Annotated in this window: 18 protein-coding genes; 12 read left to right on the forward strand and 6 right to left on the reverse strand. The window is 72.2% G+C overall.

The features are described 5' to 3' along the window. Positions 1-67 precede the first annotated feature (67 nt). From ABZ862_RS11615 to ABZ862_RS11625, 3 genes are all read left to right on the forward strand, one after another. Positions 68-739, forward strand: a complete 672-nt coding sequence (locus ABZ862_RS11615; protein ID WP_360955894.1) for a TetR/AcrR family transcriptional regulator — start codon at positions 68-70, stop codon at positions 737-739. Between the two features lie 100 nt (positions 740-839). Beyond that, entirely contained in the window at positions 840-1,079 is a 240-nt protein-coding gene (locus tag ABZ862_RS11620; RefSeq protein WP_360955896.1) for a cation transporter, read from the forward strand. Positions 1,080-1,290: 211 nt separating this feature from the next. Then, positions 1,291-3,624, forward strand: coding sequence for a heavy metal translocating P-type ATPase (locus ABZ862_RS11625; RefSeq protein ID WP_360955898.1), 2,334 nt, complete (start codon positions 1,291-1,293; stop codon positions 3,622-3,624). Between the two features lie 733 nt (positions 3,625-4,357). On the opposite strand, the gene ABZ862_RS11630 is transcribed toward ABZ862_RS11625, so the two are convergent. Together ABZ862_RS11630 and ABZ862_RS11635 are read right to left on the reverse strand one after the other, a co-directional pair. Beyond that, positions 4,358-5,647 (reverse strand): citrate synthase, encoded by a 1,290-nt coding sequence (locus ABZ862_RS11630; RefSeq protein ID WP_360955900.1) that lies wholly within the window; start codon positions 5,645-5,647, stop codon positions 4,358-4,360. A gap of 197 nt (positions 5,648-5,844) precedes the next feature. Continuing rightward, positions 5,845-8,247, reverse strand: coding sequence for an ATP-dependent RecD-like DNA helicase (locus tag ABZ862_RS11635; RefSeq protein ID WP_360955902.1), 2,403 nt, complete (start codon positions 8,245-8,247; stop codon positions 5,845-5,847). A gap of 225 nt (positions 8,248-8,472) precedes the next feature. Here ABZ862_RS11635 and ABZ862_RS11640 point away from each other — a divergent pair, with 225 nt between their 5' ends. Then, positions 8,473-9,375 (forward strand): ribokinase, encoded by a 903-nt coding sequence (locus tag ABZ862_RS11640; RefSeq protein ID WP_360955904.1) that lies wholly within the window; start codon positions 8,473-8,475, stop codon positions 9,373-9,375. A 252-nt stretch (positions 9,376-9,627) separates the two neighbouring features. Here ABZ862_RS11640 and ABZ862_RS11645 read toward each other — a convergent pair whose 3' ends face one another. The 3 genes from ABZ862_RS11645 to ABZ862_RS11655 are packed head-to-tail and all read right to left on the reverse strand — an operon-like array spanning position 9,628 to position 12,823. Next, positions 9,628-10,467, reverse strand: coding sequence for a sugar phosphate isomerase/epimerase family protein (locus tag ABZ862_RS11645; RefSeq protein ID WP_360955906.1), 840 nt, complete (start codon positions 10,465-10,467; stop codon positions 9,628-9,630). Beyond that, complete coding sequence (locus ABZ862_RS11650; RefSeq protein WP_360955908.1) at positions 10,464-11,675, reverse strand: dihydrodipicolinate synthase family protein; 1,212 nt, start codon at positions 11,673-11,675, stop codon at positions 10,464-10,466. The genes ABZ862_RS11645 and ABZ862_RS11650 overlap by 4 nt, the downstream gene beginning before the upstream one ends. Continuing rightward, positions 11,672-12,823: a Gfo/Idh/MocA family oxidoreductase gene (locus tag ABZ862_RS11655; protein WP_360955910.1), complete on the reverse strand. Its 1,152-nt coding sequence runs from the start codon at positions 12,821-12,823 to the stop codon at positions 11,672-11,674. The genes ABZ862_RS11650 and ABZ862_RS11655 overlap by 4 nt, the downstream gene beginning before the upstream one ends. Positions 12,824-13,190: 367 nt before the next feature. Between ABZ862_RS11655 and ABZ862_RS11660 the strand changes: the two genes are divergently transcribed. From ABZ862_RS11660 to ABZ862_RS11695, 8 genes are all read left to right on the forward strand, one after another. Continuing rightward, positions 13,191-14,237, forward strand: a complete 1,047-nt coding sequence (locus ABZ862_RS11660; protein ID WP_360955912.1) for a LacI family DNA-binding transcriptional regulator — start codon at positions 13,191-13,193, stop codon at positions 14,235-14,237. A 247-nt stretch (positions 14,238-14,484) separates the two neighbouring features. After that, complete coding sequence (locus tag ABZ862_RS11665; protein WP_360955915.1) at positions 14,485-15,282, forward strand: sugar phosphate isomerase/epimerase family protein; 798 nt, start codon at positions 14,485-14,487, stop codon at positions 15,280-15,282. A gap of 176 nt (positions 15,283-15,458) precedes the next feature. Further along, complete coding sequence (locus ABZ862_RS11670; RefSeq protein ID WP_360955917.1) at positions 15,459-15,773, forward strand: winged helix-turn-helix domain-containing protein; 315 nt, start codon at positions 15,459-15,461, stop codon at positions 15,771-15,773. Positions 15,774-15,972: 199 nt separating this feature from the next. After that, positions 15,973-18,021, forward strand: coding sequence for an APC family permease (locus tag ABZ862_RS11675; protein WP_360955919.1), 2,049 nt, complete (start codon positions 15,973-15,975; stop codon positions 18,019-18,021). 10 nt (positions 18,022-18,031) lie between these two features. Continuing rightward, a complete protein-coding gene (locus ABZ862_RS11680; protein ID WP_360955921.1) occupies positions 18,032-19,456 on the forward strand; it encodes an ATP-binding protein in 1,425 nt (474 codons plus the stop codon). Next, on the forward strand, positions 19,453-20,169 hold the full coding sequence (locus ABZ862_RS11685; protein ID WP_360955923.1) for a response regulator: 717 nt from the start codon (positions 19,453-19,455) through the stop codon (positions 20,167-20,169). The genes ABZ862_RS11680 and ABZ862_RS11685 overlap by 4 nt, the downstream gene beginning before the upstream one ends. Positions 20,170-20,273: 104 nt before the next feature. Beyond that, positions 20,274-21,188 (forward strand): LysR family transcriptional regulator, encoded by a 915-nt coding sequence (locus tag ABZ862_RS11690; RefSeq protein WP_360955925.1) that lies wholly within the window; start codon positions 20,274-20,276, stop codon positions 21,186-21,188. Positions 21,189-21,363: 175 nt separating this feature from the next. Then, on the forward strand, positions 21,364-23,208 hold the full coding sequence (locus ABZ862_RS11695) for a glycoside hydrolase family 3 N-terminal domain-containing protein (protein ID WP_360955927.1): 1,845 nt from the start codon (positions 21,364-21,366) through the stop codon (positions 23,206-23,208). 64 nt (positions 23,209-23,272) lie between these two features. On the opposite strand, the gene ABZ862_RS11700 is transcribed toward ABZ862_RS11695, so the two are convergent. Then, entirely contained in the window at positions 23,273-23,665 is a 393-nt protein-coding gene (locus ABZ862_RS11700; protein ID WP_360955929.1) for a hypothetical protein, read from the reverse strand. Positions 23,666-23,681 lie beyond the last annotated feature (16 nt).

A 23,681-nucleotide genomic window follows, 5' to 3' on the forward strand; every position in this document is an offset into this window, starting at 1 on the left:
CCCCGCCATCAGAATGCGAGCGACCACTCGCGTTTGTCAATCGCGTTCGGAGAGCTGGGGATAACGCGTGCCCGACACGACCGGGACCACCGGGAAAGCACAGGGGAAAGAGGAGCAGCCGCGCCGCCGGCAGGCACGCGGCGAACGGCGCATCGCCCAGCTGCTGGAGGCCGCCGCTGCGGTCTTCTGCACGAGCGGCTACACGGCGGCCAGCACCAACGCCATCGCCCGCGAGGCCGGGGTCTCACCGGGCACGCTGTACCAGTTCTTCCCGAACAAGGAGGCCATCGCGATCGAGCTGAGCGACCGGCTGCTGCACGAGATGCGGGAGACCTACAGCGAGGCCCTCGCCCCGATCGCCCCCGGGACCCCGGTGGAGGAGGCCGTCGCCGCCGCCGTCGACCGGTTCACGGCCTTCAACCGCCGCCACCCGGTGCTCTTCGCCCTGATGCACAGCCCCGAGATCCCGGGCCGGATGGCCCAGGACCACGACGCCCTGCACGCCGCGATGCTGGTACGGATCGAGGAGCTGCTGTCCTCACTGCTGGCGCCCGGCACGCCGCCCGCCGCCGTGGCCCGTACCGCCCACATGGTCCTCGGCTTCTACAAGGCCGGCCTCGAGCTCGTCCTCGCGCACGAAGGTGCCGAACAGGAGGCGTACGTCCAGGAGCTGAAGGACGCGCTCACCCGCTACCTGGACCCCCTCGTCACCTCCTGCGGACAGCCGGCCCACAGTTGAGGGAATACCCCCTAGGGGTATAGTGTTCGGTGAAGTGAGGTGAGGTCCGTCCGGCCGCACCCGCACCGCACGCACCGCACGCCTCGAAGAGGAGCACGACATGACCACGCAGACCGGCACCACCGGGGCCGTCACCACCGTCTACAAGGTGACCGGCATGAGCTGCGGGCACTGCGAGGGATCCGTCTCGGCGGAGATCTCCGCGCTCGACGGCGTCAGCTCGGTGAAGGCCGTCGCCTCGACCGGTGAGGTCACCGTCGTCTCCGCCGCCCCGCTCGACCTGGCCGCGGTGCGCGACGCCGTCGACGAGGCCGGCTTCGAACTCGCCGGCACCGTCTGACCCGCCGGGCACCCCGCGCCGGGCCGGCCCCTTCCGCGCCCGCCGTTCCTTCCTGCGTCCGGCGGGTGCCTCACCCCTGTTCCTCCGACCGGGCGGTCCCGACCGCGCCGGTCCGACCGGGCGGCATCCACCGCGTCGGTTTTCCGACCGGGCCGCACCGACCAGCTCATACTGGATCCGTACGGCCCGGTCCGTCGTTTGGAGTACGGACATGACGAGCACCAGTACGGACACCGCTCCGGGCCGCGCGGCCGGCGTCCCGCCGGGCACCCCCGACGGCGCGGCCGACGGCGCGGCCCCGGCTGCCGGCACGTCCGATGTGGAACTGCTCATCGGCGGGATGACCTGCGCGTCCTGCGCGGCCCGCGTCGAGAAGAAGCTCAACCGGATGGACGGCGTCACCGCCACGGTGAACTACGCCACCGAGAAGGCGAAGGTCACCTATCCGGCCGGTGTCCGGGTCGCCGATCTGATCGCCACCGTCGTGCGGACGGGGTACACCGCGGAGGAGCCCCCGCCGCCCGCGCCCCCGGAGCCCGCGGCGGGCGCACAGAGCGCGTCGGTCGCGGACCGGGAGGACGACCGCGACGCCGAGACGGCCGGTCTGCGGCAGCGGCTGACCGTCTCCGCCCTCCTCGCCCTGCCCGTCGTGCTGCTGGCGATGGTCCCCTCCCTCCAGTTCGACAACTGGCAGTGGCTCTCCCTGACCCTGGCCGCGCCCGTCGTCGTCTGGGGCGGCTGGCCCTTCCACCGCGCGGCGGCCGTCAACGCACGGCACGGCGCGGCCACCATGGACACCCTCGTGTCGGTCGGCACGCTCGCGGCGTTCACCTGGTCGCTGTGGGCGCTGTTCTTCGGTGACGCGGGCATGCCGGGCATGCGGCACGGCTTCGACCTCACCGTCTCCCGTACGGACGGCGCCTCGACGATCTATCTGGAGGTCGCCTCCGGCGTCGTCGCCTTCATCCTCCTCGGCCGCTGGCTGGAGGCCCGCTCCAAGCGCCGGGCGGGCGCGGCCCTGCGGGCGCTGCTGGAGCTGGGCGCGAAGGACGTGGCGGTGCTGCGCGACGGCCGTGAGGTGCGTGTCCCGGTGTCCGCGCTGGCGGTCGGCGACCGGTTCGTCGTACGGCCCGGCGAGAAGATCGCGACCGACGGCACCGTGACCGAGGGCACCTCGGCCGTCGACGCGTCGATGCTGACCGGCGAGTCGGTACCGGTCGACGTCACCGTCGGCGACTCCGTCACCGGCGCGACCGTCAACGCCGGGGGACGGCTGGTCGTCGAGGCCGGGCGGGTCGGCGCGGACACCCAGCTGGCGCGGATGGCACGGCTGGTGGAGGACGCGCAGAACGGCAAGGCGGAGGTGCAGCGGCTGGCCGACCGGGTCTCGGCGGTGTTCGTTCCGGTGGTCGTCCTGATCGCGCTCGGCACGTTCGGGGTGTGGCTGGGGGTCACCGGCGACACGGTCGCCGCGTTCACCGCCGCCGTCGCCGTCCTGATCATCGCCTGCCCCTGCGCGCTGGGCCTGGCCACACCGACGGCGCTGCTGGTCGGGACCGGCCGCGGGGCGCAGCTCGGCGTGCTGATCAAGGGCCCCGAGGTGCTGGAGTCCACGCGGCGGGTCGACACGGTCGTGCTGGACAAGACGGGCACGGTCACCACCGGCCGGATGGCCCTCCAGGAGGTGTACGCCGCCGACGGCACCGACGAGAAGGAGGTGCTGCGGTTGGCGGGCGCCCTGGAACACGCCTCGGAGCACCCCGTCGCGCGCGCGGTCGCCGCGGGCGCGCAGGAGCGGGTCGGGGACCTGCCGGCCGTCGAGGACTTCCAGAACGTCCCCGGGCGGGGCGTACGCGGGCGCGTGGCGGGCCGCGAGGTGGCCGTGGGGCGCCTCTACGACACCCTGCCGCCCGAGCTGGCCCTGGCCAGGGACGAGGCCGAGCAAAACGGCCGTACGGCCGTGACGGTCGGCTGGGACGGTACGGCGCGGGGTGTGGTCACGGTGGCCGACGCGGTCCGGGAGACCAGCGCCGAGGCGGTACGCGGGCTGCGGGCCCTCGGCCTCACACCGGTGCTGCTGACCGGCGACAACCGGACCGTGGCCGAGGCGGTGGCCCGCTCGGTCGGGATCGACCGGGCGGACGTGATCGCCGAGGTGCTGCCCGAGGACAAGGTCGCCGTCGTACGGCGGCTGCAGGGCGAGGGCCGTACGGTCGCCATGGTCGGCGACGGCGTGAACGACGCGGCCGCCCTCGCCACGGCCGACCTGGGTCTCGCCATGGGCACCGGTACGGACGCGGCGATCGAGGCGAGCGACCTGACCCTGGTGCGCGGCGATCTGCGGGCGGCGGCGGACGCCATCCGGCTGTCCCGGCGCACCCTGGCCGTCATCAAGGGCAATCTGGTGTGGGCCTTCGGCTACAACGTGGCGGCGCTCCCGCTGGCCGCGGCGGGGCTGCTCAACCCGATGATCGCCGGAGCGGCCATGGCCTTCTCGTCGGTGTTCGTGGTGACCAACAGCCTGCGGTTGCGACGTTTCCGCTGAGCTACTGACGGGTACGCACAGAATTCGCGAGGTTACCGGCAGTTACTGCGATTTTCGGCATCTCAGATATATGAGTCCCCCTAGAGTCCGGCGCACACCTCACATAAGCTCTTCACAAGGCTCGCGCATCATCCATAGGCTTGGGCCACGCTCGCTGCATCCGGTCTCCCGCGCATCTGACGGGGATGTCTCAGGAGACCCGGATCACAGTGATGTGAACGTAACCACCGAAGGGGTTCGAAGGTCTAAGTTGGCGATGTCAGGAAGCGTCTTGGGGGGCGCCGACTGGCATCTGGGGATGTCTTGGGGGACCTCCTCAGAGATGCGTTGCCGGGGCACGTACTTCGGGAAGCTTTGAGCGGCCCTCCCGAGCGTGCGGTGTCCCGGCAGATCGCAGCCGTGCCGCGTCATGCGGTACCGCACCACCGAGGGACGGAGCAGGCCCAGGTCTGCTCCGCTCGTACAGCGAATTCAGGCGCTGTCCTCACCAAGCGCCCGGCCGGATCCCGTGGGGGGAATCCGCACCGGGACATGGGAAGGCGCCCTGGACGTCGGCCCGTGGGGGGACCGCCGCCAGGGCGCCTTCTGCTTTGCTCTTTCCGGAGCCCGGTTCGCCGCCTGGGCCCTGCCGCCCCGGAGCCCGGTTCGCCTCGGGGCCCGGGGACCGGTGAGACGGTTCGGACCGGCCCGCGGAGCGGTGCTCCGGGCCGGTCCGTCAGTCGGTGCCGGAGGTCTAACGCTCCTCGACCGGGATGAAGTCGCGCTCCACGACGCCCGTGTAGATCTGGCGCGGGCGGCCGATGCGGGAGCCCGGCTCCTTGATCATCTCGTGCCACTGGGCGATCCAGCCCGGCAGCCGGCCGAGGGCGAACAGGACCGTGAACATCTCGGTCGGGAAGCCCATGGCCCGGTAGATCAGACCGGTGTAGAAGTCGACGTTCGGGTAGAGGCTGCGCGCGACGAAGTACTCGTCGTTGAGCGCGTACTCCTCCAGCTTGAGCGCGATGTCCAGCAGCTCGTCGCTCTTGCCCAGGGCCGACAGGACATCGTGCGCGGCGGCCTTGATGATCTTGGCGCGGGGGTCGAAGTTCTTGTAGACCCGGTGGCCGAAGCCCATCAGGCGGACGCCGTCCTCCTTGTTCTTCACCTTGCGGATGAAGGACTCCACGTCGCCGCCGGACGCCTGGATGCCCTCGAGCATCTCCAGGACGGACTGGTTGGCGCCGCCGTGCAGAGGACCCCAGAGGGCGGAGATGCCGGCCGAGATCGAGGCGAACATGTTGGCCTGCGAGGAGCCGACCAGCCGGACCGTGGAGGTGGAACAGTTCTGCTCGTGGTCCGCGTGCAGGATGAGCAGCTTCTCCAGCGCGGAGACGACGACCGGGTCGAGCACGAACTCCTGGGCGGGGACCGAGAAGGTCATGCGCAGGAAGTTCTCGACGTAGCCGAGGTCGTTGTGCGGGTAGACGAACGGGTGACCGACCGACTTCTTGTACGCGTACGCCGCGATCGTCGGCAGCTTCGCGAGCAGCCGGATCGTGGAGAGGTTGCGCTGCTTCTCGTCGAACGGGTTGTGGCTGTCCTGGTAGAACGTCGAGAGCGCCGAGACCACCGACGACAGCATGGCCATCGGGTGCGCGTCGCGCGGGAAGCCCCGGTAGAAGTTCTTGACGTCCTCGTGCAGCATCGTGTGCTGCGTGATCTCGTTCTTGAAGGTGGTGAGCTCGTCGACGGTGGGCAGCTCACCGTTGATCAGCAGGTAGGCCACCTCCAGGAACGAGGAGTGCTCGGCCAGCTGTTCGATCGGGTAGCCCCGGTACCGGAGGATGCCCCCCTCGCCGTCGAGGTAGGTGATCGCCGATTTGTACGCGGCCGTGTTGCCGTAGCCGCTGTCCAGCGTCACCAGACCGGTCTGTGCGCGGAGCTTGCCGATGTCCAAGCCCTTGTCGCCGACGGTGGAGCCGATCACCGGGTAGGTGTACTCGCCGTCGCCGTACCGCACTACTACAGAGTTGTCGCTCACGTCTTCCCTCACCGACGTAGTCCCTCATCTTCGAGGTGCCCTGACTGTCTCTACCATCCCCCAGTTGGCTCAGGAGAGTGCACTCGGGGTCGGCCATTGGACCTGTAGACGGCACTCAGTGCCGCTAACCTGCTCATCCTGCCCGGTCGGCAGCTTGTCGGGAAGAGCACTGTGACGTTCGCGACTCATTTGATCGATCATTTGTTACGTTGCGACTTGACGTGGGACCCGTCCGAGGTGCTGAGCCTGAAGTCCAGTGCCGTACAACGCCGTCCGGCCGACACCGTGCGTACCGCCTGTCCGATCGCCTTGCGTGATCCGACGAGGACGACCAGGCGCTTGGCCCGCGTGACGGCCGTATACAACAGGTTCCGCTGGAGCATCATCCATGCCCCGGTGGTGACGGGGATCACCACGGCGGGATATTCACTGCCCTGGGAGCGGTGAATGGTGACCGCGTAGGCGTGCGCCAGTTCGTCCAGTTCGTCGAAGTCGTACGGAACCTCCTCGTCCTCGTCCGTCAGCACCGTCAGACGCTGGTCCACCGGGTCGAGCGAGGTGACCACGCCCACCGTGCCGTTGAATACTCCGTTCTCCCCTTTCTCGTAATTGTTGCGAATCTGGGTGACCTTGTCTCCGACCCGGAAGACCCGTCCTCCGAACCGCTTCTCCGGAAGGTCCGGCCGGCCGGGTGTGATGGCCTGCTGGAGCAGCCCGTTGAGGGTGCCCGCGCCCGCCGGACCGCGGTGCATCGGCGCCAGCACCTGGACGTCCCGGCGCGGATCGAGCCCGAACCTCTGCGGGATGCGCCGCGCCGCCACGTCCACGGTGAGCCGCCCCGCCTCGTCCGTGTCGTCCTCGACGAACAGGAAGAAGTCCTTCATGCCGTCGGTGACGGGGTGCTGACCTGCGTTGATGCGGTGGGCGTTGGTGACCACCCCGGACTGCTGCGCCTGCCGGAACACCCGGGTGAGCCGCACGGCCGGGACGGGACCGCCGTCGGCCAGCAGATCCCGCAGCACCTCGCCCGCGCCGACGCTGGGCAGCTGGTCCACGTCCCCGACGAACAGCAGATGGGCGCCCGGCGGAACGGCCTTCACCAGTTTGTTCGCCAGCAGCAGATCCAGCATGGACGCCTCGTCCACGACCACCAGGTCCGCGTCCAGCGGCCGGTCCCGGTCGTAGGCCGCGTCCCCGCCCGGCCTCAGTTCCAGCAGCCGGTGCACGGTGGACGCCTCCGCCCCGGTCAGCTCGGCCAGCCGCTTGGCGGCGCGGCCGGTCGGCGCGGCGAGCACCACCTTGGCCTTCTTCGCACGCGCCAGCTCCACGATCGAGCGCACGGTGAACGACTTGCCGCAGCCCGGACCGCCGGTCAGCACGGCGACCTTCCGGCTCAGCGCCAGCCGCACGGCCGCCTCCTGCTCCGGCGCGAGCTCCACCCCCGTACGCTCCTTCAGCCACGCCAGCGCCTTGTCCCACGCCACGTCCCGGAACGCCGGCATCCGGTCCTCGTCGGTTCCCAGCAGCCGCAGCAGCTGCGCGGACAGGGACAGTTCGGCCCGGTGGAACGGCACCAGGTACACCGCCGTGACCGGCTCCCCGCCGTCCTGCCCCGGCACCTTCTCCCGTACGACACCGGGGTCCTCGCCGTCCTGAGGGGGCGCCGCCAGCTCGGCGAGGCACTCGATGACAAGACCGGTGTCGACCTGGAGCAGCTTGACCGCGTCCGCGATCAGCCGTTCCTCGGGGAGGAAGCAGTTGCCCTGGTCGGCGGACTGCGACAGCGCGTACTGCAGGCCCGCCTTGACGCGCTCCGGGCTGTCGTGCGGGATGCCCACCGACTGCGCGATGCGGTCGGCGGTGAGGAACCCGATGCCCCACACGTCGGAGGCGAGCCGGTAGGGCTGGTTCTTCACCACCGAGATCGACGCGTCGCCGTACTTCTTGTAGATCCGCACCGCGATCGACGTGGACACCTCGACCGTCTGGAGGAAGAGCATGACCTCCTTGATCGCCTTCTGTTCCTCCCAGGCGTCGGCGATCTTCCTGGTGCGCTTGGGGCCGAGCCCCGGCACCTCGATCAGGCGCTTCGGCTCCTCCTCGATGATCCGCAGGGTGTCCACCCCGAAGTGCTGCGTGATGCGGTCGGCGAAGACCGGGCCGATGCCCTTGACCAGGCCGGAGCCCAGATAGCGGCGCATGCCCTGGACGGTGGCGGGCAGCACGGTGGTGTAGTTCTCGCAGTGGAACTGCTTGCCGTACTGCGGGTGCGAGCCCCAGCGGCCCTCCATCCGCAGCGACTCGCCGACCTGCGCGCCGAGCAGCGCGCCGACCACGGTGAGCAGATCGCCGGCGCCCCGGCCGGTGTCGACCCGGGCGACCGTGTAGCCGTTGTCCTCGTTGGCGTAGGTGATGCGTTCGAGGACGCCTTCGAGGACGGCCGCCCGCGGCCCGTCGCCGCCGGTGCCTCCGGCCTGCCCGCCTCCCCGCCGCCCCGTGCCACCGGTCTCCGCACTCCCCGCCCCGCCCGTGCCACCGGTCTCCGCGTTCCCCGCCCGGCCGGTGCCGTCGGTGCGCCTGCTCCCCGCCTGATTGGACATGGTCCGACGCTACCGCCGAGGTACGACATCACGATCCGGTCTCAGGGTCTTGCCGACCGCGGCCCGGCTGCCGACCCACAGGGGCAGAATCGCGGGATCCGTCGCGCAGCGCGCGCGGCGGGCGCCGCGGTCCGTCCGGGAAGCCGGGACGTCCGGGCGCGGGTGCGCCGGGGGCCGGGGATCCGGGAGAGTCCGGGGAGTGCGGGAAGTCAGGGGAGTCCATTGATGTACGACTACGACCTCCTGGTCGTGGGATCGGCCAACGCCGACCTGGTGATCGCCGTGGAACGGCGGCCGGGGCCCGGCGAGACGGTGCTCGGGTCCGGCCTGGCCGTGCACCCCGGCGGCAAGGGGGCCAACCAGGCGGTCGCCGCCGCCCGGCTGGGCGGCCGTACGGCCCTGCTGGCGCGGCTCGGCCACGACCCGTACGGGCGGCTGCTGCTCGACTCGCTGCGGACGTCCGGCGTGGACACGGTGGGCGTACTCGTCGGGGGCGCGCCGACCGGGGTGGCGCTGATCACCGTCGACCCGTCGGGGGACAACAGCATCGTCGTCGCGCCGGGCGCGAACGCCCTGCTGACCCCGGACGACGTCCGGGCGGCGGCGAGCCTGTTCCACGCCTCGCGGGTGGTGTCGGCGCAGCTGGAGATCCCGCTGGAGACGGTGGTGGAGGTGGTGCGGAGCCTGCCGCCGGACACCCGGTTCGTCCTGAACCCCTCGCCGCCCAGACCGCTGCCGCCGGAGGTGCTCGCGGTCTGCGACCCGCTGATCGTCAACGAACACGAGGCGAAGGTCGTTCTGGGGGACTCCTGTGTGAGCGCGGAACCTTCGGACTGGGCACGGCTGCTGCTGGCCAAGGGCCCGCGCTCGGTGGTGGTGACGCTGGGCGCGGAGGGCGCCCTGGTGGCGTCGGGTGGCGGCACCGTGCGGGTGCCGCCCGTGGAGGTGCGGGCCGTGGACACCACGGGTGCGGGCGACGCGTTCACCGCGGCGCTGGCCTGGCAGTTGGGCACCGGTGCGTCCCTCGGGGAGGCGGCCGCCTACGCGGCCCGGGTGGGAGCGGCGGCGGTGACCCGGCAGGGGGCGCAGGAGTCGTTCCCCACGGAGGCGGAGGTGGCGGCGTTGTGAAGGAACGGGTGTCACTGGCTCGCTGACAGACCCTCAAGAAAGATTCACAGCAGGGCTGTCGCATGCTTCGAGGGGGCCCGATCCATCGACCAGGCCCCCTCGGTTTTCCCCTCCGTGTCAGAACCCCCGCGATCCCCCCGGATCCCCCCAGAAGTCCTGATGCCACGTACGACACACACGGAGACGGAAGGGTTGCACGCTTTCCCAAGATTCTTTCCGCGGTCTTCCCGGCCTTGCCCGTTCCTCCGGCCGTCACCCGGCCGCATGACGCAGGAACCGCTCCACGGTCTCCGCGAGCACCTCCCGCCCGTCCCGTTCCCACAGCCCCTCGTTGAACAGTTCGACCTCGACGGGCCCGGTGTAACCGGCCGCCGCCACGTACGCCGACCACTGGCGCAGGTCGATCGCCCCGTCGCCCAGCTGCCCCCGGCCGTTGAGGACGCCCGCGGGCAACGGCGTCGTCCAGTCGGCGAGTTGGAAGGCGTGGATACGGCCGCCGGCGCCCGCCCGCGCGATCTGCCGCGGCGCGGTGTCGTCCCACCAGATGTGGTAGGTGTCCACGGTCACCCCGACCTGCCGCGCGGGGAAGCGTTCGGCGAGGTCGAGGGCCTGGGCGAGCGTGGAGACCACGCAGCGGTCGGCGGCGTACATCGGGTGCAGGGGCTCGATGGCGAGGCGTACGCCGTGCGACTCGGCGTAGGGGCCGAGTGCGGCGAGGGCGTCGGCGATGCGCTCGCGTGCCCCGTGCAAGTCCCGGGAGCCGGGCGGCAGTCCGCCGGAGACAAGGACGAGGGTGCCGGTGCCGAGGACGGCGGCCTCGTCGACGGCGCGCCGGTTGTCGGCGAGGGCGGCGGCGCGGGCGTCCGGGTCGACGGCGGTGAGGAAGCCGCCCCGGCACAGCGTGGTCACGGTCAGCCCGGCGTCGCGCACCAGCTTCGCGGCGGCCCGGACGCCGTAGGCCTGGACGGGTTCGCGCCACAGGCCGACGCCGGGTACGCCCGACGCGGCGCAGGCGTCGGTCAGTTCGGGAAGGGACAGCTGCCTGACGGTCATCTGGTTGAGGGAGAGGCGCGAGAGGTCGAGGTCGGTCACCGGGTCACCCCGTGGAGTGCGAGGAAGGTCCGCATCCGGTCCGCGGCGAGCTTCGGGTCCGGGAACAGGCCCAGTCCGTCGGCGAGTTCGTAGGCGCGGGCGAGGTGCGGGAGGGAACGGGCCGACTGGAGGCCGCCGATCATGGTGAAGTGGCTCTGGTGGCCCGCGAGCCAGGCGAGGAAGACCACGCCCGTCTTGTAGAAGCGGGTCGGTGCCCGGAAGAGATGCCGGGACAACTCCACTGTCGGATCGAGGAGTCGCCGGAAGCCTTCGGTGTCTCCGGTGTCGAGCACCCGTACCGCCTCGGCGGCGAGCGGGGCGAGGGGATCGAAGATGCCGAGGAGGGCGTGGCTGAAGCCGCGCTCGTCGCCCGCGATCAGCTCGGGGTAGTGGAAGTCGTCGCCGGTGTAGCAGCGCACGCCGTGCGGGAGGCGGCGGCGCAGCTCGGTCTCGCGCCCGGCGTCGAGGAGGGAGATCTTGACGCCGTCGACCTTGTCGGGGTGGGCGGCGATGATCTCCAGGAAGGTGTCGGTGGCCGCGTCCAGGCCGGCCGACCCCCAGTAGCCGGTGAGGGCGGGGTCGAACATCGGGCCGAGCCAGTGCAGGATCACGGGCTCGGCGGCCTGGCGCAGGAGGTGGCCGTAGACCTCGTGGTAGTCGTCGGGCCCGGTGGCGGCCGACGCGAGGGCGCGGGAGGCCATGAGGACGGCCTGGGCGCCCGACTCCTCGACGAGGGCGAGCTGTTCCTCGTAGGCGGCGCGGATGTCCGTGAGCGTGCCGCCGGTGGGCCGCCCGGCCGCGCCTCTGCCGGGCTGTCCGGCCGCGCCCGCGGTGAGCTGGTCGGTGCCGACTCCGCACGCGATCCGCCCGCCGACCGCCCGCGCCTCGGCGGCGGACCGCCGGATCAGCTCCGCCGCGCCCGCCCAGTCGAGCCCCGCCCCCCGCTGGGCGGTGTCCATCGCCTCGGCCACGCCCAGCCCGTGGGACCACAGATGGCGGCGGAAGGCGAGGGTGGCGTCCCAGTCGACGGCGGCGGGCGAGCCGGGCGACACGTCGGCGAACGGGTCGGCGACGACGTGCGCCGCCGCGAGGACCGTACGGGAGGTGAGGGGCGTACCCGGCCGGACGGCGAGGGGCTCGGCGCACGGCTCGTGGGCGCGCAGCGCACCCCCGGGGCCGGGGAGCCACAGGGCCGGTGCCGCCGTCACAGTGCCACCTCGGGTACGGCGATACGGCGTCCCTCGGCCGCCGACCTCAGTCCCAGCTCGGCGAGTTGGACGCCACGGGCCCCGGCGAGCAGGTCCCAGTGGTACGGGGTGCCGGCGTGGACGTGCTTGAGGAACAGCTCCCACTGGGCCTTGAAGCCGTTGTCGAACAGGGTGTTGTCGGGGACCTCCTGCCACTGGTCGCGAAAGACCTCGCCGGCGGGCACGTCCGGGTCCCACACCGCCCTGGGGGTGGTGGAGCGGTGCTGGACACGGCAGGTGCGCAGTCCGGCGACGGCGGAGCCCTCGGTGCCGTCCACCTGGAACTCGACGAGTTCGTCGCGGTTCACCCGTACGGCCCAGGAGGAGTTGATCTGGGCGACCGCGCCGCCGTCCAGTTCGAAGATGCCGTAGGCGGCGTCGTCGGCGGTCGCGTCGTAGGGCTTGCCGTTCTCGTCCCAGCGCTGCGGGAGGTGGGTGGCGGTGAGGGCCTGGACGGAGGTGACGCGGCCGAAGAGTTCGTGCAGGACGTACTCCCAGTGCGGGAACATGTCGACGACGATGCCGCCGCCGTCCTCGGCGCGGTAGTTCCACGACGGGCGCTGCGCCTGCTGCCAGTCGCCCTCGAAGACCCAGTAGCCGAACTCGCCGCGCACGGAGAGGATCCGGCCGAAGAAGCCGCCGTCGACGAGCCGCTTCAGCTTGCGCAGGCCCGGCAGGAAGATCTTGTCCTGGACGACGCCGTGCCGTACGCCCCTGGCGTGCGCGAGCCGGGCCAGCGCGAGGGCGCCGTCGAAGCCGGTGGCGGTGGGTTTCTCGGTGTAGACGTGCTTGCCGGCCTCGATGGCCCTGGTGATCGCCTCCTGGCGGGCGGAGGTGACCTGGGCGTCGAAGTAGATGTCGACCGACGGGTCGGCGAGGACCGCGTCGAGGTCGGTGGACCAGTGCTCCAGGCCGTGCCGTTCGGCGAGCGCGCGCAGGGCGTGTTCGCGTCGGCCGACCAGGACCGGTTCCGGCCACAGCACGGTGCCGTCACCCAGATCGAGGCCGCCCTGGTCGCGCAGGGCGAGGATCGACCGGACGAGGTGCTGGCGGTGGCCCATACGGCCGGTCACGCCGTTCATCGCGATACGCACCGTTTTGCGCGTCACTTTATTCCCTTCGCGGGTGCGGCAAGGTCAAGCGGGCTCGGGCAGGGTCGAACACGGCTGGGCAAGGTGGAACACGGCTGGGCGAGGTCGGGCGGGATCAAGGGATCCCCTGACGCAGCAAGCGCTTTCTACCTGATGAGAAGCTAGCCTCTGATCAGCGATCCGGACAAGACCGTGACCGGTTCGAGTTGTTCGAGGGGACGAACGGCGACGGGGTGCGGCCGTAGGGTCGGGTGAGGCGCACCGGACCGGGCACGGAACCGGGACCGCCGGACGGCCTGTCTACGAGGGCGTACGGCGGCGCACCGGGACCGGTGTGCCGCGACACAACGGAATACGACGACATGCGCGACCGGAGGACGGCGAGATGACGGTGACCCTGGCGGATGTGGCGGCCCGCGCCCAGGTCTCCCCCGCGACGGTGTCGCGCGTGCTGAACGGCAACTACCCGGTGGCGACGTCGACCCGCGAGCGCGTGCTGCGCGCCGTGGACGAACTGGACTACGTCCTGAACGGCCCGGCGAGTTCCCTGGCGGCGGCGACCTCCGACCTGGTCGGCATCCTGGTCAACGACATCGCCGACCCGTTCTTCGGGATCATGGCGAGCGCGATCCAGTCGGAGATCGGCGGCCCCGGCGGCCGGGCGGGCGGGGAGCGCCTGGCAGTGGTCTGCAACACCGGCGGCTCCCCGGAGCGCGAACTGACGTACCTCACGCTGTTGCAGCGGCAGCGCGCGGCGGCCGTGGTGCTGACCGGCGGCGCGGTGGAGGACGAGCCGCACGCGGCGGCGGTGGCGGCGAAGCTGCGCAAGCTGACGGCGGCCGGGACCCGGGTGGTCCTGTGCGGACGCCCACCGGCACCCGGCACCGACGCGGTCGCGCTGGCCTTCGACAACCGCGGCGGGGCCCGTCAGCTCACCGGGCACCTCATCGGCCTGGGCCATCGTCGCCTCGGCTACATCGCGGGCCCGGAGGAGCGTACGACCACCCGGCACCGCCTGGAGGGCCACCGGGACGCCCTGGTGGCGCACGACGTCGAGGAGGACCCCCGCTGGACGGTCCACGGCCGCTACGACCGCCGCTCCGGCTACGAGGCCGCCCTGGAACTCCTGCGGCGCGACCCGTCCCTGACGGCGGTGGTGGCCGCGAACGACTCCGTCGCGCTGGGCGCGTGCGCGGCCCTCCGGGAGTCGGGGCGGCGCATCCCGGACGACGTCTCGGTGGCCGGCTTCGACGACCTGCCGTTCAGCGTGGACACGGTGCCGTCCCTGACGACGGTACGGCTGCCGCTGGCGGAGGCGGGAGCCCGCGCGGGCCGCATCGCGATGGGCCGCGAGGAGCCGCCGCCCGGGGGGATCGCGACGGTACGGGGGGAACTGATGGTACGGGGGTCGGTGGGGGCGCCGCGGGGGTGACCCCGGAGGCGGGTCTCCGGGGGGGCGAGCCCGGAAGCCGGCCCGGTGGCGGCCCCGAGGCCCGGCCCGGGTCTCGTACCGGAAGACCCGTGCCACGGCCGGAAGACCGGTGCCACGGCCGGGCGACCGGCGGCCCGGCCTGGCGGGCCCTTCCTCCGGCACGGATGTCCGTCGCGGACGCGGTGGCCCGGCGCGTCCCGGGGGTGACGACTGGACCCGCGCGGGGACCCGGGTGACAGTAGAGGGCATGAAGCTGGCGTTCTCCACCCTCGGTGTCCCCGGTCTGCCGATCCCGGAAGTGGTCCGGCTGGCGGCGGCCAACGGTTTCCACGGCGTGGAGCTCCGCGCCCATCCGGAGGAGCCGGTGAACCCGGCCACCGGCGCCGCCGGGCGCGCGAACGCGGTGGCCGCGTTCGCGTCGGCCGGCATCGAGATCATCTGCGCGGCCGGCTACACGAAGATCGCCGCCCCGGGTGACGACGCACTCGTCCTGGCCGAGCTCCGCGCCCTGATCGACCTGGCGAAGGACCTGAACGCGCCCTTCGCCCGCGTGTTCCCCGGCGGCGACCCCGACCGCCCCGACGAGTCGGACGCGATCGCCGCCCGCCGCCTGGGCACGGCCGCGGAGTACGCCGCGGAGGCAGGCGTACGCATCCTGCTGGAGACCCACGACTCGCACCGCACCGGCGCCGCGGCGATCCGGATCCTCGGCCCGGTCGGCCACGGCAGCGCCGGAGCGGTCTGGGACGTGATGCACACCTGGCTGGGCGGCGAACAGCCCTCGGAGAGCTACGCCGCCCTCGCCCCCCACCTCGGCTACGTCCAGGTCAAGGACATCGCCTCCCCGGACGACACGACCCCCCTCCCCCTCGGCAAGGGCATCCTCCCCCTCTCCGACTGCGTGGAACTCCTCTCCCGCCACAACTGGGACGGCTGGCTGTGCTGGGAGTACGAGAAACGCTGGTACGACGGCATCCCCCCGCTCCAGGACCTCCTCCCCGAGGCCCACACCCACCTGAGCCGCCTGCTCACCGAGTCGGCCTGACGCCACGCGGTCACGCGACCGTTCGTTGACGAACCGGACGGCCTCGCTGAGTTCGCGTCTGCGCGCAGGACCGCACCGGTGGCACTCACACGGCGGCCATCCCGGGACCATGAGAAGCGGGAGGTAGTCCGCGGACCGCACATCCTTCACCTCCTCCCAGGTTCGGCCACCGTCATGTGACACTCGCATGGTCATCAGCACGCGGTCGGGAGTCTCGTCGCTCATACCGCCACCTCCGCGCAGCGGACGCAGTCGGGTTCGGCAAGCAGATCGCCGACCACGTCGCGACGGACATCGCGTCCGGCGAGCTGACGGGAAGGGTTCCATCGGAGCTGGAACTGCGCCGGGAGTACTCGGCCGGGGCATCGACGGTCCAGCGATCACTGGCTGTCCTGCGCGAACGCGGGCTGATCTACACGGTCCCCGGACGCGGATCCTTCGTGAGGCATCCGGATGACGACGCGGGGGCGTCGGCGACGGGCGGCGCGTGACAGGCGGTCCGCCGGCCGGCACGGGCCGAGCGCATCCACGAGCGCATCGTGGAGCAAGCAGACGTGCCCAGCCTCGGGTGGTACGTCCGGGGCGGTCGCGGTCGCGGTCGCGCAAAGATCGCGTGAAGATCGCTGTCGGCGGCGTCAAGAGCGCGCGAAGATCCGGGGGACGTTCCGGCGGGGGCGTTGGCTGGCGGTCGTGTCCATATCGTTCAAGCGGCTCGTCGTGGGACCGCCCCTCAGCAGTGACCGCCTGGGTGAGCAGATGCTGTCCAAGCGGATCGCCCTGCCGGTCTTCGCCAGTGACCCGTTGTCGTCCGTCGCGTACGCCACCCAGGAGATCCTGCTGGTGCTGACCCTGGGCGGTCTGGCGTATCTGCACCTCGCGCCGTGGGTCGCGGCCGCCGTGGTGGTGCTGCTGGCCGTGGTGGTGCTGTCCTACCGGCAGGTGGTGCACGCCTATCCCTCCGGCGGCGGCTCCTACGAGGTGGCGTCGCGCAATCTCGGCGCGTGGGCGGGGCTGGTGGTGGCCTCGGCCCTGATGGTGGACTACGTCATGACGGTGGCCGTGTCGGTGGCCGCCGGGGTGGACAACATCATCTCCGCGGCGCCGGCGCTCGAGCCCTACCGGGTCCTGGTGAACCTGGCCTTCGTGGCGCTGCTGACCGCGATGAACCTGCGCGGGGTGCGGGAGTCCGGCCGGCTGTTCGCGGTGCCGACGTACCTGTTCGTCGTGGGCGTGCTGGCGATGATCGCCGTCGGGCTGCTGCAGACGGCGTTCGGGCATCCTCCGGTGGCCGAGAGCGCCGACTGGCAGGTCCGCGCCGCGGCGGGCCACGTGGGGCTCACCGGGCTGGCCCTGATGCTGCTGGCACTGCGGGCGTTCTCCTCCGGCTGTACGGCGCTGACCGGTGCGGAGGCCATCTCCAACGGCGTTCCGGCCTTCCGGCCCCCCAGGTCGCGCAACGCCGCCACCACGCTCACGGTGATGGGCGGACTGTCGATCACCATGTTCGCCGGTATCACCGCGCTCGCCATGATCAGCCATGTGCACTACGTGGACAACACCTGCCGGGTGGCCGGCTTCCCGGGGAACTGCGCGAGCGGCACCCAGCGCACGGTGATCGCGCAGATCGCCGCGGCGGTGTTCGGCGGCACGCACTCGGTGATGTTCTTCTTCATCCAGGCCACGACCGCGCTGATCCTGATCCTGGCGGCCAACACCGCCTTCAACGGCTTCCCCCTGCTGGCGGCGATCCTCGCCGAGCACCGCTACCTGCCCCGGCAGCTGCACACCCGCGGGGACCGGCTGGCGTTCTCCAACGGCATCATCATCCTGGCCGTGGTCGCCGGAACCCTGATCTACGCCTTCGAGGGGTCGGTGACCCGGCTGATCCAGCTCTACATCCTCGGCGTGTTCACCTCCTTCACGCTCTCCCAGGCGGGCATGGTCCGGCACTGGAACCGTGAACTGGCGCACACGGCCGACCCGGGACGGCGCAGGCACATCCACCGCTCCCGGGTGATCAACGCGGTGGGGGCCTGCCTGACCGCGCTGGTGCTGGTGGTGGTCCTGGTCACCAAGTTCAGCCACGGCGCGTACCTGGTGGTGATCGCCATGCCGGTGCTGTACGCGATGATGCACGGCATCCGCCGCCACTACGACCGGGTGGCCCGCGAGCTGCGCCCGCGGCCGGGCGGCATCGTGCTGCCCAGCCGCACCCACGCGGTCGTGCTGGTCTCGAAGGTGCACCAGCCCACCCTGCGCGCGCTGGGCTACGCCAAGGCGACCCGCCCGGACTCCCTGACCGCGCTGACCGTCAAGATCAGCGACGAGGAGGTGGACGTGCTGCGGAGCGAGTGGGACGAGCGGGAGATCCCGGTTCCACTGACGGTCATGGCCTCGCCCTACCGCGACATCACCGGATCGGTGCTGTCGTACATCGCCCGGCTGCACGGCGAGCACCCGCAGGACCTGATCGCCGTCTACATCCCGGAGTACGTGGTCGGCCACTGGTGGGAGCAGCTGCTGCACAACCAGTCCGCGCTGCGCCTCAAGGCCCGGCTGCTGTTCCAGCGCGGGGTGATGGTGATCAGCGTGCCGTGGCAGCTCGACTCCAGCGACCGGGCGGCCGCACGGCGGCCGTATCCCGCCCCGGGCGGTACGACCGCCCCGGCCGCCGCGGCGGGTACGGCCACCCCGTCCGCCTCGGTGGGCACGACAGGCACCGGGCCGGAGGTCGGCTAGCGTCGCGTACATGAAGGGCTTGGAAGTGTTCCGGCATGTCGGGCGGGGCCGCGGGGGCGCGGCCCGCCGGCTGGCCGCGGCCGGTACCGGTACGGCCGGCCTGGCCTGCCTCACCGCGGCCCTGGTACCGGTACGGAACTCGCTGTCGCTGGCGAGTGTCGTGCTGATCTACCTCACCGCGGTCGTCATCGTGGCCGCCGCGGGCGGCCTGCGCCTGGCGCTGGCGGCGGCGGTGGCCTCCGATGTGCTGGTCAACTTCTTCTTCGTACCGCCCTTCCACACCCTGACGGTCGAGCGGCGCGACGCGCTCATCACGCTGGCCGTCTACGTGGTGGTCGCCACCACCGTCAGCGTCGCGGTCGACCTGGCGGCCCGGCAGCGGGAGGCGGCCGTCCGCAGCGGTGTCGAGGCCGCCCTGCTGGCCCGCATCACCGAGGCGCCGCTGGAGGAACGGCCGCTGAGAAAGGTGCTGCGGCAGGTCCGGGACACGTTCGGTATGACCGGCGCCGCGCTGCTGGAACGCGACGACGGCGGCGAGCACCCGGTCGCTGTCGTCGGTGAGCCGCCGTCGGCCGATCCGGCACTGTCCGCACCGGCCGGGGAGCGTCTGCGGCTGGTGGCCGACGGGCCGGCCGTCCTGGCCCCCGATCAGCGCTTCCTCACCCTGCTGGCCACCGCCGCCGCCCGCGCGCTGCAGGCCGAGCGGCTGACCGAGCAGGCGGCCCGGGCGCGGGAGCTGGCCGAGATCGACAAGATGCGGGCCGCGCTGCTGGCCGCGGTCGGCCACGACCTGCGCACCCCGCTCGCCGGGATCAAGGCCTGTGTGTCCAGCCTGCGGGAGCCCGACCTGGACCTCACCGCCGCCCAGCAGGCGGAGCTCCTGGCCACCGTGGACGCCTCCGCCGACAAGATGTACGACCTGGTCGAGAACCTCCTCGCGCTCAGCCGTCTGCAGGCCGGCGCCCTCAGTGTCCATCTCCGGGCCGGCGCACTCGACGAGATCACCGCCTCCGCCCTCCTGCACACCCCGCCGCCGCCGGGACGTACCGTCGAAGTCGACGTCCCCGACGATCTGCCGCCCGCCTGGGTCGACCCAGGCCTGCTGGAACGCGTCATCGCCAACCTGGTGGCCAACGCGCTGGAGGCCGGACCGCCCGACCGGCCCGTCCTCGTGCGCGCCCGCGTACTCGCCTGCCCGGAAGGAGACGTGATCCGTCTGCGGATCACCGACCACGGTCCCGGTATCCCCGCCGACCAGCGGGAACGTATCTTCGCGCCGTTCCAGCGGCTGGACGACCGCACCACGCATCACGGCCTCGGCCTGGGCCTGGCCATCGCCCGCGGCTTCACCGACGCGATGAACGGCACCCTCACCCCCACCGACACCCCCGGCGGAGGCCTCACCATGACCCTCGTCCTCCCCACCGCGCCATGAGCCGCATCCTCGTCGTCGACGACGACCCCCATCTGCTGCGCGCCCTGACCATCGCGCTGACGGCCCGCGGCCACCGGACCACCGCCGTACCGGACGCCACCGCCGCCCTGCGGGCCGCGGCCACCCACGCGCCGGACCTCGCCGTCATCGACCTCGGCCTGCCCGACATGGACGGCATCAACATCATCGAGAGCCTCCGCGGCTGGTCCACCGCCCCGATCATCGTCCTGTCCGCCCGCCATGACGAGACCGCCAAGATCAACGCCCTGGACGCCGGTGCCGACGACTACGTCACCAAACCCTTCGGCATGGGGGAATTCCTCGCCCGTATCCGCGCCGCCCTGCGCCGCGCCGCCCCCGCCGAGGAACAGCCCGTCGTCACCACGGCCGCCTTCACCGTGGACCTGGCCGCCAAGCGCGTCACCACCGCGGCCGGCGAGACCCGCCTCACCCCCACCGAATGGCACCTGCTGGAGATCCTGGTCCGCAACCCCGGACGCCTGGTCACCCAGCGCCAGCTCCTCCAGGAGGTCTGGGGGCCGCGCTACGAGAAGGAGACCAACTACCTGCGCGTCCACCTCGCCAACCTCCGCCGCAAGCTCGAGCCGGTGCCTTCCCGCCCGCACCACCTCATCACCGAACCGGGCATCGGCTACCGCTTCGTCCCCGGCAACCCCGACGACCCCGGCACCCCTGGAACGCGCGACGGCTGACGCCGTTCCGGGCCGGGCGTCGCCCGGTCCGACCGTGCGGAACCAGCGGTGATTTCCGCATGGTTGGATGAGGCAACGCCGACCTTTCCGTCCCGGAGGGCCCCGTGCTCGATCTTCAGCGGCTTCGTGCCCTGCACGCCGTCTCCGTCCACGGGACCGTCGGTGCCGCCGCCACCGCGCTCGGGTACACCTCCTCCGCCGTGTCCCAGCAGATCGCCAAGCTGGAGCGGGAGACGCGGACCGTGCTGCTGGAGCGGGAGGGACGCGGGGTCCGGCTCACCGACGAGGCCCGGCAACTCGTTTCCGTCGCGCAGGAGTTGCTGACCATCGTGGAGCGGGCCGAGACCGCGATCGAGGAACGGCGCGGGGTGCCCGCCGGGCGGCTGACGGTGGCCGCGTTCGCCTCCGCCGCGCGCGGGCTGCTGCCCGGTGTGCTCGCCGATCTCGCCGTACGGCATCCCGCGCTCGACGCCCGCCTCAGCGAGGTCGACCCGCATCTGTCCGTCGACCTGGTGGCCAGGGGCGCCGTCGATCTCGCCGTCGCCCACGACTGGGACATCGCCCCGCTGCCCGCCCCGCCCGGCGTCGAACAGACCCCGATCGGGGAGGACCTGTGCGATCTGCTGGTCCCTCGGGGACACCGGTTCGCGGGGCGCACGGACGTCCGGCGCGAGGAACTGGGCGGGGAGCGGTGGATCTGCCAGCCGCCGGGGCGGGTGTGCAACGAGTGGCTGATGCGGACGCTGCGCGCGGCGGGGCACGAGCCGGACGTGGTCCACCAGGCCGACGAGAACCCGACCCTGGTCGCCCTGGTCGCCGCCGGGCTCGGCATCTCCCTCATCCCCCGGCTGGGTCGCGGCCCCGTACCTCCGGGTGTCGTCGAGGTCGGCCTCGACCCCGTACCCGTACGGCGGCTGTACGCCGTCTGGCGGACCGGGGCCACCCGCCGCCCCGCGATCGCCGAGACCGTCCGGACCCTGCGCGAGCACGGCCGCGGGCTCCGCGGCGGTACGGCGTGACGGCGGCCCGCCGTCACCGGCGCGCCCCTCCCGAGCACCGATGACGGCTCCCGCACTCCGGTCGCCGCCGATGTCCGTTCCCGCGCGTTCCCTTGACCGGCAGAAACCTTCCGGATATTGCTGACGTCTCGGAAGTTTCCTTCAGCGACGTCAGTACCATCCGGAAGGAGCGCACGTGCCGGTCACCGGAAGCCAGAGCCGAGCCCCCCAGCCCTCCCCCTCCCGACGCACCCTCCTCACCGCCTCCGCCGCCGCCCTCACGACGGGCGGGGCCACCGCCACCACCGCCCGCGCCGCCGTACGGGCACCGCGCGACGACGCCTCGCTCCGGGCGCTCGTCTCCCGCATGACCCTGGAGGAGAAGGCCGGCCAGCTCTTCGTGACGCGGGTCTACGGCGCCTCCGCGACCGACCCCGACCAGGCCAGCATCGACGCCAACCTGAATGAGTTCGGCGTCCGCACCGCCGCGGAGCTGATCGCGAAGTACCGGGTGGGCGGCATCATCTACTTCACCTGGGCCCACAACACGCAGGACCCGCACCAGATCACCGCCCTGTCCAACGGCATCCAGCGGGCGTCCCTGGCCCAGCCCCGCGGTCTGCCGGTGCTGATCGCCACCGACCAGGAGCACGGCATCGTCTGCCGCGTCGGCAGGCCCGCCACGCTCTTCCCCGGTGCGATGGCGATCGGTGCCGGCGACTCCCTCGAGGACGCCCGCGCCCTGGGGCGGGTCTCCGGCGCCGAACTGCGGGCGATGGGCATCCGCCAGGACTACTCCCCCGACGCCGACGTCAACGTCGATCCGGCCAACCCCGTCATCGGCGTCCGTTCCTTCGGTGCCGACCCGGACGCGGTGGCGCGGCTGGTGGCAGCCGAGGTGACGGGGTATCAGGCGTCCGGGGTGGCCGCCACCGCCAAGCACTTCCCGGGGCACGGCGACACCGCCGTGGACAGCCACTACGGCTTCCCCGTCATCACGCACAGCCGCGAACTCTGGGAGAAGCTGGACGCCGTGCCCTTCCGGGCCGCGATCGCCGCCGGTATCGACTCCGTCATGACCGCGCACATCATGGTCCCGGCCCTCGACGACTCCGGCGACCCCGCCACCCTCTCCCGTCCCGTCCTCACCGGCATCCTGCGCGAGGAACTCGGCTACGACGGGGTCGTGGTGACCGACTCCCTCGGCATGGAGGGCGTCCGCTCCAAGTACGGTGACGACCGCGTACCCGTGCTCGCCCTCAAGGCGGGCGTGGACCAGCTCCTCAACCCGCCGTCCCTGGACGTCGCCTGGAACGCCGTCCTCGCGGCCGTGCGTGGCGGCGAGCTGACCGAGGCCCGCCTCGACGAGTCGCTGCTGCGGATCCTGCGGCTGAAGGCGAAGCTGGGGCTGCTCGACGAGCCGTACGCCGACCCGGCCCGCACGGACCGCGTCGTCGGCACCCGCGCGCACCTCGCCCTCGCCGACCGCATCGCCGACCGCACGACGACCCTGCTGGTCAACCGGGGCGGGCTGCTGCCGCTGTCCCGCCGCAAGCACCGCAGGCTGCTGGTCGTCGGCGCCGATCCCGCCTCACCGTCCGGTACCACCGGCCCGCCGACCACTGTCCTCGCCGCCGCGTTCACCGGCCTCGGTTTCACCGCCACCGCCCTGTCCACGGGTACCTCGCCCTCGGCCGACACCGTCGCCCGGGCGGTCGCCGCGGCGGGCGACGCGGACGCCGTCGTCGTCGCGACGTACAACGTCACGGCGGGCAGCGCGCAGCAGACGCTCGTCGGGCAACTCGTCGCGACCGGGAGGCCGGTGGTCGCCCTCGCGATCAGGAATCCCTACGACGTGGCCCAACTGCCCTCCGCCCAGGCCGTTCTGGCCTCCTACTCCTGGACCGACGTCGAACTGGGCGCCGCGGCGCGGGTGGTCGCGGGACGGGTCCGTCCGCGCGGCAGACTCCCCGTGGACGTCCTCCGGGCCGACGATCCCACCCAGGTGCTGTACCCGATCGGGTACGGGCTGTCGTACTAGGCGCCGCGGCGGACCGTACGGCACCCTCGGCGCCCGCCGGACGGCGCACGTCCTCCGGTGGGCGTCAGCACAGGATCCATCCCGAGCTGACCGACCGCCGTCCCACCTGCCCCTTCACCCATACGCACCGGTGCCCCGCGTGCACGGTGACCGGGCCGGCGAGGTACGCGTAACGGCCCTTGTCGACGACCGGACGGTTGCCGCGGGCCTGCACGCTCACCATCATCGTCTGCCGGACGCCGGGGTGGTCGGGGACGGTGAGGGCGCAGACGTAGCCGTTGTGCTGCCGGTAGACGTGCACGGTGCCGGTGGCGAAGGGGAGGGTTCTGACCTCGCGTCCCGCGCAGGTCAGAACGGTCGCCGACGCGTTCACCGCGGCGGTCGCCGGTGCGGTCGCGGTCGCCGCCTGTGCGGCGGCCGGTGCGGCGAGCGCGAGCACCCACGCCCCGGCGAGCACGGCCGCGCCGCGCCCC

Source organism: Streptomyces sp. NPDC047000 (assembly GCF_040644295.1).
Classification (GTDB): Bacteria; Actinomycetota; Actinomycetes; order Streptomycetales; family Streptomycetaceae; genus Streptomyces.